This is a genomic window from Shewanella sp. SP1S2-4 (genome assembly GCF_031932075.1).
Taxonomy (GTDB): Bacteria; Pseudomonadota; Gammaproteobacteria; order Enterobacterales; family Shewanellaceae; genus Shewanella; species Shewanella baltica.
Genome location: NZ_JAUOET010000004.1, coordinates 139,005 through 155,261, shown reverse-complemented (window position 1 = coordinate 155,261; position 16,257 = coordinate 139,005). Strand labels below are relative to the sequence as shown.

Here is a 16,257-nt window from a genome sequence, read left to right as displayed (position 1 = left end):
TTATAGGCTCCTGTGTTTCTTAAACCAAGCTTCGAAGCTGGAGTTCGGGGCGACGGGCAGTTCACGGTATTTACCCCATGCACCGCTAAAGGGTTTTAACAGACTACCCGGTAGAATGCGCAGCGCGGTTCTCGCCACACTCATAGAGCAGTTCAGCATGGTTTCGCTTGCCATAAATTTACCCACTAATGGCATGTAACTGTTTTTGCCATAGGGGAGTTTTCCAGCTTCAGCCTTAAGGCGTCTGTGGTGGAAAATAATCTTATCGAGCGGCACTTTAGTCGGACAGATATAGGTACAGCTGCCACACAAGGTACAGGCCCAAGCAATCGAGTTAGTGTCATCAATCTTAGCGCCCACTGCGATGCCAATTGGGCCCGGAATGGTGTAGTTGTAGCTGTAACCGCCAGAGCGACGATACACAGGACAGGTATTGAGGCAACCACCACAACGGATACACTTCAATGATTCTGCAAGGATTTTATCCTTGAGCATCTCAGTGCGGCCGTTGTCGACGATAATAATGTGCATCTCACCTTCGGGCTGTGGGCCACGATAAAAGGCGCTGTAAGTCGTAACAGGTTGGCCTGTGGCGTTGCGCGCCAGTGTGCGTAGCAAGACGGCTGCGCTATCGATATTGGGCACCACTTTGTCGATGCCCATTGAATGCAACTGCAGCTTAGGCAGGTTAGCGCCCATGTCGGCGTTGCCTTCGTTGGTGCAAACCACCACGGCGCCTTTATCGGCAATCGCCATGTTCACGCCTGTCATCGCGGCATCGGCGCTAAGGAACTGTTCACGCAGGTGGGCACGGGCGGCGCGGGTTAAATACAAGGGATCGGATCCCCCCGCTTTAGTACCGATTTTCTCATGGAAGAGGTCGCCGACTTCTTCCTTTTTCATATGGATAGCGGGCACCACAATATGCGATGGTGGCATTTTAGCGAGCTGAATAATCCGCTCACCTAAGTCAGTATCTATGACTTCAATGCCGCGCTGTTCTAAGTACGGATTGAGGTGGCATTCCTCGGTCAGCATTGACTTAGACTTCACTAATTTTTTGACATTATGGCGCGATAAAATGTCATGGACGATGCAATTGTGCTCGGCGCCATCTTTGGCCCAATGGACTTGTATGCCGTTGGCGATACAGTTTTGTTCAAAGGTTTCAAGATATTGAGCAAGATGGGTTAGCGTGTGCAGCTTTATTTCTGAGCCTAACTGACGCAGTTGTTCCCACTCTGGGATGCTACCCGCGGCGCGGTCGCGTTTTTCTCTGAGCATCCACAGGGCTTTTGAATGCCAGTCGACACGGGTTTCGTCGCGGCAAAAAATATCGGCTTTATGGGCATGGACCTGTGAGCCTTGAGCCCCGTGATTATGATTGTAAGCCATGGTGAGTCTCCTAGAGCGCGGCGTTCAGCACTTGCGCTATGTGGCGAATTTCAATCGGCAATTGCTGTCTGCGGATCATGCCATCAAGGTGCAATAGGCATGAGGGATCAAAACCCACCACATATTCAGCACCGGTTGCAGCATGGGCTTGGGCCTTGTCTTTGCCCATCTTAGCCGACACTGCGCCTTCATCGACGGCGAAGGTGCCACCAAAGCCGCAGCATTCGTCACGGCGGTCGGGATACACTATGTCTATGCCGGTAATATTGGCGAGCACAGCTTCGACTTTGTTGAATCTTGGCCCCATTTGCTCACTCGGAGTGGCGAGGTTCAACATGCGAATACCATGGCAACTCAGTTGCAGGCTGATTTTGTGCGCGAAGGGCTTGGTAAAGGCGGGGATCGGCGCGATATCGTGTAAAAACTCAGTCAGTTCATAGAGTTTGTTGATCACAGCTTGTGCTTCTGGGCTGCTATCAAACTCGTGGAAGTTTTCTTTGGCGGCCACTAAGCAAGAGGCGGCAGGGCAAACAATAGCGTCGCATTCCACTCCCTTAAAGGCGTTGAGCAATTTAAGGGTGGTGCTGCGCGCTGCATCGAAGCAACCTGAGTTTGTCATCGGCTGGCCACAGCATGTTTGACCCGCGGGTAGAATCACTTGGTGCCCGAGTTTCTCTAATAATTCCAAGGTGGCAATGGCAACCTCTGGCATCATTTGATTGACTAGACACGGGATGAAAAGGGCGATTTTCATTGTGTTTTCTCTTTCTTGTTAGTGAACGACATTGCCTTGCTGTGCGACCCCAATGTCCACACAAATGCTAAGGTAGTTGATCAAATATAGGCCTATCTCTGCGGAATAAGTAGCCCTAATTTAGTAAATGAACGTGTAGATTTTTGCAAAAATGAGAATATTTTAAGCTTATGATTTTAATTGCTTTATTGTGATTTCATTTTGTGATTTAACTACAGGTTGAAGCGTTCCAGCCGATAAATGAGAATAGTTGTCTTCTAAAGAAAAACGGGGCTACTTTGAGCCCCGTTTAGTCAGTGTTTTAGCGGCTGCACTCTTCGAGCAGATAAGCCAAGTGGCGATAGGAAATGCCACTGTGTTGAGTCAAACCGACCTCACACATACGGTTGGCGTAATAGCCTTCCTTGATCTCGACAGGAATGAGCTTTTTGATATTACGCAGTGCGCTGGCGTTGATTTCTGGTTTATACAAGCCTTTTTCACCCGCGTAACCACAGCAGTCAATTCCCGCAGGTTTAAGCACTTGGGCTGAGCACGCATCGGCAATAGCCTGCATCTTAGGCTCAAGTTTCATCTTGCGGGCGCTACAACCTAAGTGCAGTGCTACATTGACTTTTTTGCTGATGTTGAGCTTAGTTAGCAAGTTGTCATGCATAAACTCTACTAAGTCGATAATCTGCACTTTTGGATTACCCGACAAAGTCCGGTAGGTACAAGACAGCGCATCGACGACCACAGGCAGCTTGCCGCCATTGGTCATCTTGCTCACCGCATCGATAAGTTCTTGGCGTTTGGCATCGGCGTTTTTAAAATCGCCCTTAGACTCCCACATTTGGCCGCAGCATAAATCGCGGGTTTTCTCAGGGGTAATCACGTTATAACCCGCGCGTTCCAGTAGCGTGACGACGACTTCTGGCAAAGTGCGGTTATCGGGATCTTTAGGCGTTGGGCCAAAAGTTCTGCCGCCACAGGCTGGGAAATAGACCACAGTTTCTTGGCCTACTTTTGCAGGTGATGGTTTTGGCAGCTTGCCGCCTTTCGGGAAATCAGGATTCCAATACGGCACTTCTTTCGAAATCAGGCGGCCGGTTTTCATCAGCGCACTGGTGATGCCATCGCCGGTGATCTTGTGGATCACGCCGAGCATGTCAAAACCTGAGCTGATCACTTGGTTAACCACACCAAAATGTTTGGCTTGGAAATCTAATACTTTCTGTTCAGTGGTACTGATGTACGGCGTGCGCAGTTTACGCACCAGTTGGCCCATGCTGTTATCCACTGGACACGCAATGGTACAAAGCTGACACGCGGCGCAGGTATCAACCACATCGTATTTAGCGGCGGCGCGCATTTCGGCTGCGGCGGCTTTATCGCCAGACTGCTCTAAGCGCTCGATTTCACGCAAAGTGGCAATACGTTGGCGCGGCGAGAAGTTAAGTGCCGATGTTGGACAGGTTTTTTCGCAGAATCCACATTCGATACACTTATCGACAAAATCATCGACCACAGGGCAGGGCTTAATGTTTTTCACATGCACTGTGCTGTCATCGTTCAAAATTACGCCGGGGTTGAGCATGCCTTCGGGATCGAAAATATGCTTGATGCGTTTCATCAAGGTGTAGGCATCGGCGCCCCATTCCATTTCAACAAAGGGCGCTACCGCGCGTCCCGTGCCGTGCTCGGCTTTCATTGAACCGTCGTACTTGTGGATCACCATTTCGGCGACATCTTGCATAAAACCTTGGAAACGTTCGATATCGGCTTGCGATGCAAAAGTCGGCGTGATGATAAAGTGGAAGTTACCCGCTAATGCATGGCCGTAAATCACCCCTTCTGGATAGCCATGTTTATTGAATAATGCGGTTAAATCCGCTGCCGCTTCGGCTAAATGTTCAACGTTAAAGGCCACGTCTTCGATAATAACTGAGCTGCCCTTTGGACGTTCGCCGCCAATAATTGGGAATAAACCTGAGCGCATTGCCCAGTATTTGCTGTAAACACTGGCATCGCTACTGAAGGTAATGGGGCGTTCAGTTTTAAGGTGTGACAGTTTGGCAATTATATCTTGGGTGTAGCTTTCTAAGGTTTGCGCATCGTTAGCGCGGGATTCAATCAGCAGAATTGCAGCGCCTTCAGGCAATGTGCTCAACCAATCTGGCATGCCTTTTTTGCCAGTCACGGCTTTGATGGATGCCCAGTCGAGTAATTCGGCGGCGGCAACACTGTCACCAATAATCGGCGGAATCGCACTCGCGGCATCCACCATGTTAAAGAATACTGCCATAGCGGAGGCTTTAAATTGAGCTTCATCAACTGTGTGGTAAGTGACTTCTTCCACAAAGGCTAAAGTGCCTTCTGCGCCGACAATCAAGTGGTTAATCAACTCGAAGGGATCTTCGAAATCTACCAGTGAGTTGATGCTGTAACCTGTGGTGTTCTTGATGGAATATTTTTTACGAATGCGCTGGGCGAGGACTTCATTGCTGCGGGTCAGTTTTGCTAACGCAGTCAACGAGTCTAATAATTCGCCATGGGATTGGGTAAAGGCCGCTTTGGATTTGTCGCAGCCTGTGTCTAATTCAGTGCCATCGGCAAACAAGAGTTTGACTGATGCTATGGTTTGATAGCTGTTTTGAGCCGTGCCGCAGCACATGCCTGAAGCGTTGTTGGACACAATACCGCCGACCATGGCCGAGGTTAATGTGGCTGGATCTGGGCCTATCTTTTTATTCAATGGTTTAAGTGCAGCGTTGGCATCGGAGCCTATCACGGCCGCGCCAAGGGTGATCTTGTTGCTGTCTGGGCTGACTTCTATGGTTCTAAAACCATCGTGGCCTAAGATCAGCAATATACCATCGCCAATGGCTTGGCCCGATAAACTTGTGCCAGCAGCGCGAAAGGTAACTGGGACCTTGTGAGCGCGAGCAATGGCTAGGGTGTGTTTTGCCTGCTCGAGATTATCAGCATGAACAACAATTTCTGGCACTATGCGGAAATAACTCGCGTCGGTAGACCAAGCGAAGCGGCGAACAGGATCATTGGATACTGCGGACTCGCCGAGCAGTTTAATTAAGTCTTTATATACAACGTCATAATTAATTGACATAAGGCTACTCTCTTAACGCTAAAAATGACCAAGGCCGCCGCAGCGACCTTAGTTTGCAATGGGCTTAGAAACCACCCCAAAGGGTAGCAATAGTGCCCGCAAGTAATGCATAACCAATGGCGACTGGCATGGTTTTACGGATGATTTCAGACTCTCTACCGGCCATACCGACTACCGTTGCAGCCGCAACCACGTTCATCACACACATCATGTTACCCGCGTTCGCACCTATGCCTTGTAGGGCAAGGACGAGAGCGTGGTTCATGCCGATATTGTCAGCCACACTGTACTGTAGGCCTGAGAACATCATGTTGGAGAAGGTTGCTGAACCCGATAGGAAGGCACCAAAAATACCGACGATAGGCGCCATCCAAGCCCATACTGCGCCCATGGAACCTGCCAACATATCTGCTAATGCGACAGGCATAGAGGCTAAGCCCGCACCATTCACACCTGAGTTTAAGAAGATTTTCACCATAGGCACGGAAGCACCTAATGAAATAATGGTAGGTAACATGGATTTACATGACACACCGACCGTTTGCTTAATCGCAGGGCTTTTCATTTTGAATAGGAAGAAACCTAAGATACACACGGCAACGAAGAAGGCACCAGGCGCATATAAGGTGGCGAAGCTCGCCTTAAGTTCAGTGCCCATTAAGCCTGTCCAGCTGATGTTAAAGCCAGATAACCAGGCTTTTAGCGGTGCAACAGTACGTGACAGCACTAACAGCGCAGCCATGATGATGTAAGGTGTCCAAGCGGCGATTTGGGAAAATTTAGCCGTGGTTTCCACTTTGGCGGTTTCTTGGTTGTCATTTTCGGCAAAATCATTCCAAGCGGCTTTAGGCAGTAAGTAGCCTTTGCGAGCGACTGGGATCACCATTGCCATACCGATTAAAGAACCGATAACCGATGGGAATTCTGGGCCAGCAACATAGTTGATGATCCACGCTGGAACGGTAAATGAAAGACCTGCAAAAATCGCAAATTTCCAAATCGCTAAGCCTTCTTTGAAGGATTTATTGCGACCAAAGAAGCCTGTCAGAATCGATACCATCACTAATGGAATTAACGAACCTGTGATTAAATCGATAGTGATCATGTGCATTGCAATAAACTGCGCAAAGTCAGCATAGGTGCCGCCATGTTCAGCAATTTGCGCCGCAGCCATGCTTACGCCGCCTTGGGTTAAGCCTTGCTCCATACCAAAGAGTACAGGTAGACCAATCGCACCGAAGGACACACAGGCTGAGTCGGCAATCAAAGCAACAACCGCTGCGGCAACTGGTGGCACGCCAAGCAGTACGAGCAGTGGTGCGCCAATCGCGGCGGGTGTACCAAAGCCTGCACTGCCTTCGATAAAGGCACCAAATAACCAACAGATGATGATCACTTGCACACGGGCATCGGCGCTGATGTTAGTGAAACCTGCGCGGATAGTGTCCATCGCACCTGAATATTTCAGGGTATTCAGTAGGAACACAGCACCAAAAATGATGGTTAAAGGTGTGATGGCTGAAAGCAGTCCTTCGAGGACCGATGCCGCCAGTAATGTGGTATCCATTTGCCAAATAAACACAGCGGCGAGCGCAGTGACTAGCATGGAAATGGGCATAGCCTTTGATGCGGGCATTCTGAGTAATACTAGGAATAGCATTACACTGAGCACAGGCGTCAAGCTGGCGAGGAGTTGAAGTATTGTCATGCTTGCCTCTTCATAAAGTGGTCTGTCTTATTATTGATATTAGAATTTTTCATCTGCCTTCATGTCGACTTCCCAGACCGATAAATCAGCAGTTAATACTGCAATGAGTTATGGTCTCGACATTCTGTGTTGTGTACTAGACGCTATTGTGGGCTTGACTAATATGATCTAGATCATCTTGGCTGCTATATGAAATGCTAATTTACAGTGCTGCGGGGTGCTTCTCTCAGGGGATTTTCTTATATGTGACAATGATCACTTAGACTCTTGGATGTATATCTACTTTGGTTATATAAAATTGAGTTTGTTGTTTTTCTGGTTATTAAAAGTAGAGCTATCACTCATATTTATCGTCATTATTGCAATTAACTGATCCATTTATTTCATTAATAGACTCTTAATGATTTTTTAAGACATTTTTAAGGTGTGATTAAGATCACGTAAGGCGACGCCGTAGAATTAGTGAAACTGCACTGAAGTTTGTCAAGTGATTGTTTATATTGATTAAATTTATGATTGATAGGTGTTTTTTAATAGTGATGCAGATCACGCTTTTTAAAATCGAAATTTTATTGTGATGTAAGTCACTTAATTAAAATTACTTTAATTTGAAATTAAATAACCGTTATTTAAGTCACTTTCAGTTTTTTGAACAGCGGGATACTTCTCTTTCTACGAACTCAAAAAGAGCTTCTCGTCTTTAGCCGCCATTTTTATGGGAATATTTACAAAATAAAAAAGAGACGGAATACGTCTCTTTAATAGGGTAATTGGGTAAGTTATAGAAATAGGACCCATTATGGGAAATAGGACAAATATGCGCAGGCTTAAAACAACTTGCTGCCCCAGCCTAATTTTGTTCGCAGCACGTGGAAATAATTGTGACCTTTAGGATGAATTAAACGTAAACGTTCAGAGCTGCGGCGCACTATGATTTCATCGCCCGGTAACACGGCTAAATGCACATGGCCATCACAGCTGACTTCGAGGTTCTCGCCATTTTCGGGTGACACAACCATTTTTATCGTGCTGCAGGCATCGACGACAATCGGGCGACACGACAAAGTGTGCGGGAACATAGGCACTAAAATCAGGGCCTGTAAATTAGGCGTCAGGATAGCGCCGCCAGCGGAGAGGGCATAAGCCGTCGAACCGGTTGGCGTTGACACTATCATGCCGTCGGCACGCTGGCTGTACATGAACTGATCGTCAATATAGACCTCAAACTCAATCATGTGGGCAATTTTACCCGGATGGAGTACGGCTTCGTTGACGGCGGTATTGCTCGCCTTGAGCATACCGTGGCGATAGACTTCGGCTTCGAGTAAGAATCTGTGCTCGGTATCGAACTCACCGTCGAGTACCTTAGCGAGCGCTTCTTCAAAGGCATCGGGCGGCAGGTCGGTTAAGAAGCCTAAATTGCCGCGGTTAACGCCAATCACGCCTAAATCGAAGCGGGCTAATACCCTAGCTGCGCCAAGCATATTACCGTCACCACCGACGACTATGGCTAAGTCGCAGCGCGCGCCAATTTCTAGTAAATCGACCGCCTCGATATTGGGCCCTAACTCGGCAGCAACACGCTCTTCCACTAAGACTTCAAAGCCTTGCATTGTCAGCCAATGATGCAGACGTTTTAAGGTTTGGTTGGTCCCTTGGTGATGAGGTTTGCCGATAAGGCCGATAGTATGAAACTTTGTGGTCATATTTATGCTAGATCTGGCCTTAGGCCTTGAAACGTCAAAATTGATCCCCATAATATGCCCAGAGTATTTCAGAAACAAAGCATTTTTAGCTGGAGTGAAAATGAGCAACGAATCGATTAAAGCAGAACAGGATCTGATCCAAGAGGGTGTAGAGTCTGAAGTATCTACCGCAGAAGCAAGTCTGATCGATGAGCTTACCCAGGCCAATTTCCGTATTGAAGAGCTGGAACAGTTACTCGCTGAAGCTTTGGCGAAAGTTGAAGAGCAGAAGGATTCAGTCATCCGCGCCGCAGCCGAAGTCGATAATATTCGTCGTCGTGCCGCAATGGATGTGGAAAAGGCGAACAAGTTTGCCTTGGAAAAGTTCGCCAATGAACTTTTGCCAGTACTTGATAACATGGAGCGCGCATTGATGGGGACTAACCCAGAAGATGAAGCGACGAAAGCGATTTATCAAGGGGTTGAGTTAACTCAAAAAAGCTTACTCACTGCGGTGGCTAAATTTGGTGTTAAGCAAATTGATCCACAAGGTCAGTCATTTAACCCAGATCAACATCAAGCGATTGGCATGCAGCCAAGTGCTGAGTTCCCTGCGAACACTGTGATGTTGGTGATGCAAAAGGGTTATGAACTGAACAGTCGCTTGCTGCGCCCTGCTATGGTAATGGTGTCACAGGGTGGCCCTAACCAAGAAAGCGCAACGATAGATATCGAAGCTTAAGCTTTATTGGATCAGCCGCTGTTATAACAGACAGCAACAAAAAAGGACTGCAATTGCAGTCCTTTTTTATGGGCGGAATATGTGCAGAATTTGTATTGGTAGGACTTAGCACTTTACCGAGATAAGTAAGTTCTAACTATTACGCCAACTATTGAGCCATTTATTGTGCTAGATAAGCATTGATTTGCGCCAGTATACCTTCGGCATCCAGTTGCAAATCATGGGTGACTTCCTCTGGGGAGCCATGTTTGATAAATTCATCAGGCAAACCAATCTGAAGCACGTCCTTGGGCATTCGCAGCTTTTGAAGCTGTTCAAGTACGCCAGTACCTGCGCCGCCCATGATGGCATTTTCTTCCACAGTGACGAGCACTTCGTGGGTTTGCGCCATCTCTTTGACTAAATCAACATCGAGCGGTTTTACAAAGCGCATATCGACAACCGTTGCATCTAAGCTTTCGGCAGCGGTTAACGCCGATGCTAACAAGGTGCCAAAGTTGAGAATTGCAATGCGCTTGCCCACACGTTTGATCACGCCTTTACCAATCGGTAATGCCGTCATCGCTTCGACTTGCATCGCTCCCGTAGCACTGCCCCTTGGATAACGCACTGCACTTGGACCCGCATCATAGCAATAGCCAGTGTAGAGCATTTGACGACATTCATTTTCGTCCGACGGCGCCATGATCACCATGTTGGGGATGCAACGCATAAAGCTTAAATCGAATGCACCTTGGTGAGTTGGACCATCGGCACCGACAATACCGCCGCGATCGATAGCGAACAATACCGGTAATTGCTGTAGCGCCACATCATGAATAAGTTGATCGTAGGCGCGTTGCAGGAAAGTCGAGTAAATCGCCACCACAGGCTTAAAGCCTTCACAGGCAAAACCTGCGGCTAAAGTCACTGCATGCTGCTCGGCAATCGCCGCATCGAAATATTGTTTCGGGAAACGCTGGGAAAACTCAACCATACCCGAGCCTTCGCGCATCGCAGGAGTAATGGCTAATACTTTCTCATCTTGCTCAGCGATGTCGCACAACCATTTGCCGAAGACTTGGGAAAAGGTCGGTAAACCGGGTTTGGTAGCCGGCTTTTTAAACAGCGACGGGTCAAACTTAGGTACCGCATGCCAACCGATAGGATCTTTTTCAGCAGGTTCATAACCACGACCTTTCTTCGTCATGATGTGCAGCACCTGTGGACCTTTAAGATTGCGCATATTACGCATGGTCTCGACCAGAGCATCAACATCGTGGCCGTCGATAGGACCGATATAGTTGAAACCTAACTCCTCAAATAGCGTGCCTGGAACGACCATGCCCTTGAGGTGTTCCTCAGTGCGTTTGGCCATTTCTTTGATGACGGGCATGCCTTTCAATACTTTCTTGCCGCCTTCGCGCAGCGTAGTGTAGAAACGGCCTGACATCAGTTGGGCTAAATGGTTATTGAGGGCGCCGACATTTTCAGAGATCGACATTTCGTTGTCGTTCAGTACCACGAGCATGTCATTGTGTAAGTCGCCTGCGTGGTTCATGGCTTCAAACACCATACCACCAGTCATGGCGCCATCACCGATCACGGCAACGACTTTACGACCCGCTTGCTCTTTTTCTGCGGCAATCGCCATCGCCAGTGCGGCGCTGATAGACGTGCCTGAATGCCCAACGCTGAAAGTGTCGTATTCACTTTCTTCACGCCATGGGAAAGGATGCAAGCCATCTTTTTGGCGAATGGTGTGCATCTTGTCGCGACGACCCGTGAGAATTTTGTGGGGATAAGCCTGATGGCCCACATCCCAAATCAGCCGATCAAAAGGGGTGTTGTAGACATAGTGCAACGCAACAGTGAGTTCCACTGTGCCGAGCCCAGAGGCAAAATGTCCGCTGGACATGCCAACAGACTTAAGAAGAAACTCGCGCAGTTCGTCGGCTACTTGTGGTAAAAGTGCCTGAGGAAGCTGGCGGAGTTCATTGGGGGTGTTGGCCTGCGCCAACACGGGAAACTGAGAAATGTCCAAACTCATAGCGAGATACTTCGACTCTTATTATATTCTTCGCTCAATGATATAGCGGGCGAAGTCTGCAATTAACTGGCTATTGTATGGCAATTTAGCCAGCGCTGATAGTGCCTCTTGGATCAGTTGTTTGGCGGTGTCTTGTGCACCTTGTAGTCCAAGTAGTTGTGGAAACGTACTCTTATTCGATTCAGTATCAGAGCCTTGCGGCTTACCGAGTTCTTCGGTGGTGGCTACTATGTCAAGGATATCGTCTTGTACTTGGAAGGCGAGTCCGACCGCACGGGCAAAATCCATCATAGCAGCATACTGATCTTTTGGCGCGTTTGCGGCGATTAATGCTAACTCAACGGCGCAACTGATAAGGGCGCCAGTTTTCATATTATGTAGCTGAGTTAATGCTTTAAGATCAATATGTTTATCGGTTGAGGCTAAGTCTATCGCTTGGCCGCCACACATGCCACGATAACCTGAGGCTTTTGCTAATACTCTGACCATAGCGATATGTTGCTCGCTGCTGATCCCAGCTACCGCTTCGGTGACAATTTCAAAGGCTAAGGTCTGCAGTGCATCCCCCGCTAAAATGGCGGTCGCTTCATCAAAGGCGATATGCACAGTGGGCTGACCACGGCGTAGCTCATCATCATCCATGGCGGGTAAATCATCGTGGATCAATGAATAAGCATGGATACATTCAATGGCTGCGGCGCAGGCATCTAATTTTTCGAGCTCGACCCCAAACATGCGTCCGACACTGTATACGAGGAAAGGTCGAATGCGTTTGCCACCCAATAATGCGCCGTAAGTCATGGCGGCTTTTAATTGGGGAGCGGTATCTTCAAGCGTACTAAAACGCTGTTTTAATTGATTATCAACCCGTTGTTGATATTCTTGAATGGCACTGACTAACACGCTTATTCGCCCTCAACGGCATAGGGGGATAGGGGCGCATTTTCATCTTGTTTCAGTAAAATGGCCACTTTTTGTTGGGCTTGTTCGAGTTTTGCTTGGCTATTTCGAACCAGATTGATGCCACGTTCAAATTGTTTTAACGCGTCATCGAGGGAGATATCGCCTTGTTCTAGATCGGCAACAATGCGCTCAAGTTCGCCAAGGGATTCTTCAAAACTGAGATTTTCGGGTTTCTTCGCCACGTTTATGCTTCCTTTGATTTAGCGGACACAAGGTATATCAGGGCGGCTTAAGGGTCAAATTCAGACTAAAGATATTTGCTCAATAGCACGCTTTGTTACTGAAATTTTTTCAGAAAATATAAATTGTCGCTAAACTTGCTTAGTGTGTGTCCGATAACTGACAATAGTATCATCATTTGTATGGTAATTTTTAACTTGATAGACAAGGCTCGCATGTGTGTCGTTGGGATTATCTTACTCAGTGGAACTGCTGAGTGTTATTGCTTACCTAGGGTGAGTATTATGTCGTTTATTACGAAAAGTGAGGAGCCGTTGTGGATTTAGCAACAGTAATTGGAATTGTGGGTGCCTTTGGTTTCATCTTAGGGGCAATGGCCACCAGCGGCGGTTTAATGATTTTCGTTGATGTACCTTCGATTCTTATTGTTTTCGGTGGGTCCTTCTTCGTAGTGATGATGAAGTTCAATCTTAAACAGTTTTTTAGTGCGGTAAAAATCGCCGCTAAAGCGTTTATTTTTAAGATTGATAAGCCAGAAGATTTGATTGAACAGTCCGTGACTATGGCTGATGCCGCCCGTAAAGGCGGTTTTTTAGCTTTAGAAGAAGCGCAAATTACCAACAGTTTCATGCAAAAAGCCGTCGACATGCTTGTTGATGGTCACGATGGTGAAGTGGTGCGCGCTGCCTTAGAAAAGGATATTGCACTGACTGAAGAGCGGCATCGTACTGGGATCGGCATTTTTAGAGCTTTTGGTGACGTAGGCCCGGCAATGGGCATGATAGGTACGCTGGTGGGTCTTGTGGCCATGCTGTCAAACATGTCAGATCCTAAATCCATTGGCCCCTCGATGGCGGTTGCGTTGTTAACGACTTTATATGGCGCTATGGTCGCTAACATGGTTTGTCTTCCTATCGCGGATAAGTTAACGCTTAGGATGGGCGAAGAAATGCTGAACCGTAACTTGATTATGGATGCGGTATTGGCGATTCAAGACGGACAAAACCCACGGGTGATTGAAGGTTTCTTGAAAAATTATCTGGCTGAGAAAAATCGCAAAATAGATACAACGGACGGAGAGTAGCCCATGGCTAAGGCTAAGTGCAACTGTCCACCGGCCGGAGCACCGATGTGGTTGGCGACCTTTGCTGACTTGATGTCGTTGTTGATGTGTTTCTTCGTGTTGTTATTGTCATTTTCCGAAATGGACGTAATGAAGTTTAAGCAGATCGCGGGCTCAATGAAGTATGCCTTTGGTGTGCAAAATAAGGTGGAAGTCAAAGATATCCCGAAGGGGACGTCAGTGATTGCCTTAGAATTTAGACCAGGACGTCCCGATCCTACGCCGATTGAAATTATCAACCAGCAAACCAATGAAATGACGGAACCTGTATTGGATTACCAAGCGGGTGAAGACGACAGTGCGGGCGGCGTGCAGCAGCAAAGTGGTTCCCAGCGTGGCGGCGAAGCCACTGCAACGGCGCAGGAAGTGGCTGATGCGGTTAAGGCCGAAGCGGCTGCGGCGCAGGATAAGATCAATCAAGAAGTGAAGAAGATGGCGCAGGAGCTCAATAAAGAGATCATCGATGGTGCGATCGAAATTGAGTCATTAGGTCAGCAGATTATTATCCGTATCCGTGAAAAGGGCGCATTTGCCTCTGGTTCGGGTTTCCTTCAACCACGATTTAAGCCTGTGGTGCGATCTGTTGGCGAACTGCTAAAAGATGTGCCGGGGATTATTACCGTATCGGGTTACACGGATGATATGCAAATCAGCGATGAGCTTTATAGCTCTAACTGGGATTTATCCAGCAAACGCGCTGTGGCTGTGGCCCACGAGTTAGTACAAGTTAAAGGCTTTGATTCTAAACGGATGAAAGTGGTGGGCATGGCGTCTAATAACCCGATAGTGCCAAACGATTCACCGGAGAATCGTGCCCGTAACCGCAGGGTGGAAATTGCCATTGAGCAAGGTAAAGCCAAGGAATCTGATGAAATTCAGGTTGGCAATTCGCCTTAGGTAAGCTCAATACGCGCTGTATCTAAAGCCGCAATTCTGTTGCGGCTTTTTTTATTGGACTAATGCAGACTTTTCCCTTTTTAGGTCGCTTGGGTATATAATCCCCCGATTACTCTTTTAACCAATTTTGCTGTTTTAAAATTGCCCGCGGAAATCCCATGAAGTTTATTGTAAAGCTGTACCCAGAAATCATGATGAAGAGCAAGCCTGTACGCATGCGCTTCACCAAAATGCTCGAAACCAACATACGTAATGTGCTAAAAAAAGTCGACGAAGACGCTAAAGTTCAACGTCAGTGGGACCGCATTATGGTGATGGTACCAAAGGATAAGCCAGAATTGGCCCAAGCCTTCGGTGAGCGTTTGGCGTGTATTCCTGGTATTGCCCACGTGGTACAAGTGGATGAGTATAGCTTTGAATCTGTGGACGATATTTATCAGCAAGTCTTGCCTGTTTACCGTGACCAACTCGCGGGTAAAACCTTCTGCGTGCGAGTGAAGCGCTCAGGCGATCACGATTTTAATTCTATCGAAGTGGAGCGTTACGTCGGCGGCGGCTTAAATCAGTTTACCGATGCTTTAGGTGTGCGTTTAAAGAATCCCGATATTACCGTTAACCTTGAAATTGACCGCGATAATCTTTACATGGTCACTAAGCGTATTGAAGGCTTAGGCGGTTTCCCGATGGCGACGCAGGAAGATGTGTTGTCTTTGATTTCAGGTGGTTTTGACTCCGGTGTGTCAAGCTATCAGTTTATCAAAAAGGGCGCGCGTACCCATTATTGCTTCTTTAATCTGGGCGGCGCGCAGCACGAAATTGGCGTTAAACAAGTGGCCTACCATTTGTGGAAAACCTACGGCGAATCCCACAAGGTGAAGTTTATCTCTGTGCCTTTTGAGCCTGTGGTCGCTGAGATTTTAGAGCGTATCGATAATGGCCAAATGGGCGTTGTGCTCAAGCGTATGATGATGCGCACCGCGGCGCGTATTGCCGACCGTATGGGCATTCAAGCCTTAGTAACCGGTGAAAGTTTAGGCCAAGTCTCTAGCCAAACGCTGACCAACTTAAACGTGATTGACCGCTGTACTGAGCTGCTGATTTTACGTCCGCTGATTGCCATGGATAAACAAGACATTATCAACGAGAGCCGTAAAATCGGCACCGAAGATTTTGCCAAGTCGATGCCTGAATATTGCGGCGTGATTTCGCAAAAGCCAACGGTTAAAGCGGTATTAGCTAAAGTTGAAGCGGAAGAGAAGAAGTTCTCTGAAGATTTGATCGATCAAATCATCGCCCAGTCTGTCACTATTGATATCAGGGAGATCGCAGAACAAATGGATACTCGGATTACTGAGACTGAAACGGTCGCCAGTATTGATACCAACCAAGTGGTCATTGATATTCGCGCCCCTGAAGAAGAGGAAAGCAAACCGTTGCAAATTGAAGGCATCGAGATTAAACGTATCCCATTCTTCAAGTTAGCGACTCAATTTGCCGATCTCGATAAGCAAAAAACCTATTTGCTGTATTGTGAGCGTGGGGTGATGAGTAAATTGCAGGCATTGTATTTAATCGAGCAAGGCTACACTAACGTCAAAGTGTATCGCCCATAAATCCATGCAAACTTGCCCACTGACATGTCTTGTCAGTGGGAAGTGCCCATAGAGATTGAATA

General features: G+C 47.6%; 12 protein-coding genes. 4 read left to right on the top strand and 8 right to left on the bottom strand.

Annotated elements, in window-relative coordinates; all coding sequences use genetic code 11:
• The 5 genes from Q4Q52_RS06695 to nadK form a co-directional block, all read right to left on the bottom strand.
• The gene (locus tag Q4Q52_RS06695; protein ID WP_311990154.1) at nt 1-1,395 is read right to left on the bottom strand and encodes a lactate utilization protein B; all 1,395 of its coding nucleotides are present in this window, start codon (nt 1,393-1,395) and stop codon (nt 1-3) included.
• Nucleotides 1,396-1,405: 10 nt separating this feature from the next.
• Nucleotides 1,406-2,149 carry a (Fe-S)-binding protein gene (locus tag Q4Q52_RS06690; RefSeq protein ID WP_006080877.1) on the bottom strand — a complete coding sequence of 248 codons (744 nt, stop codon included), beginning with the start codon at nt 2,147-2,149 and terminating at the stop codon, nt 1,406-1,408.
• 301 nt (nt 2,150-2,450) lie between these two features.
• Nucleotides 2,451-5,255 carry an FAD-binding and (Fe-S)-binding domain-containing protein gene (locus Q4Q52_RS06685; RefSeq protein WP_311990153.1) on the bottom strand — a complete coding sequence of 935 codons (2,805 nt, stop codon included), beginning with the start codon at nt 5,253-5,255 and terminating at the stop codon, nt 2,451-2,453.
• A 64-nt stretch (nt 5,256-5,319) separates the two neighbouring features.
• Nucleotides 5,320-6,963, bottom strand: a complete 1,644-nt coding sequence (locus Q4Q52_RS06680) for an L-lactate permease (RefSeq protein WP_006085150.1) — start codon at nt 6,961-6,963, stop codon at nt 5,320-5,322.
• Between the two features lie 827 nt (nt 6,964-7,790).
• Nucleotides 7,791-8,669 carry an NAD(+) kinase gene (gene nadK, locus Q4Q52_RS06675; protein ID WP_311988535.1) on the bottom strand — a complete coding sequence of 293 codons (879 nt, stop codon included), beginning with the start codon at nt 8,667-8,669 and terminating at the stop codon, nt 7,791-7,793.
• 100 nt (nt 8,670-8,769) lie between these two features.
• Between nadK and grpE the strand changes: the two genes are divergently transcribed.
• Nucleotides 8,770-9,390 (top strand): nucleotide exchange factor GrpE, encoded by a 621-nt coding sequence (gene grpE / locus Q4Q52_RS06670; protein WP_028760692.1) that lies wholly within the window; start codon nt 8,770-8,772, stop codon nt 9,388-9,390.
• 160 nt (nt 9,391-9,550) lie between these two features.
• Here grpE and dxs read toward each other — a convergent pair whose 3' ends face one another.
• The 3 genes from dxs to xseB are packed head-to-tail and all read right to left on the bottom strand — an operon-like array spanning nt 9,551 to nt 12,564.
• Nucleotides 9,551-11,419 carry a 1-deoxy-D-xylulose-5-phosphate synthase gene (gene dxs, locus Q4Q52_RS06665; protein ID WP_300477891.1) on the bottom strand — a complete coding sequence of 623 codons (1,869 nt, stop codon included), beginning with the start codon at nt 11,417-11,419 and terminating at the stop codon, nt 9,551-9,553.
• A 21-nt stretch (nt 11,420-11,440) separates the two neighbouring features.
• On the bottom strand, nt 11,441-12,322 hold the full coding sequence (ispA, locus tag Q4Q52_RS06660) for a (2E,6E)-farnesyl diphosphate synthase (protein ID WP_106651136.1): 882 nt from the start codon (nt 12,320-12,322) through the stop codon (nt 11,441-11,443).
• Between the two features lie 2 nt (nt 12,323-12,324).
• On the bottom strand, nt 12,325-12,564 hold the full coding sequence (gene xseB, locus Q4Q52_RS06655) for an exodeoxyribonuclease VII small subunit (protein ID WP_006080884.1): 240 nt from the start codon (nt 12,562-12,564) through the stop codon (nt 12,325-12,327).
• Nucleotides 12,565-12,878: 314 nt separating this feature from the next.
• Between xseB and pomA the strand changes: the two genes are divergently transcribed.
• The 3 genes from pomA to thiI all read left to right on the top strand — a co-directional run bounded on the left by pomA (nt 12,879) and on the right by thiI (nt 16,195).
• Nucleotides 12,879-13,646 (top strand): flagellar motor protein PomA, encoded by a 768-nt coding sequence (gene pomA / locus Q4Q52_RS06650; protein WP_006085155.1) that lies wholly within the window; start codon nt 12,879-12,881, stop codon nt 13,644-13,646.
• Nucleotides 13,647-13,649: 3 nt separating this feature from the next.
• Complete coding sequence (locus tag Q4Q52_RS06645; RefSeq protein ID WP_311990151.1) at nt 13,650-14,582, top strand: flagellar motor protein MotB; 933 nt, start codon at nt 13,650-13,652, stop codon at nt 14,580-14,582.
• A gap of 158 nt (nt 14,583-14,740) precedes the next feature.
• Nucleotides 14,741-16,195 (top strand): tRNA uracil 4-sulfurtransferase ThiI, encoded by a 1,455-nt coding sequence (gene thiI / locus Q4Q52_RS06640; protein ID WP_311990149.1) that lies wholly within the window; start codon nt 14,741-14,743, stop codon nt 16,193-16,195.
• Nucleotides 16,196-16,257: the final 62 nt, after the last annotated feature.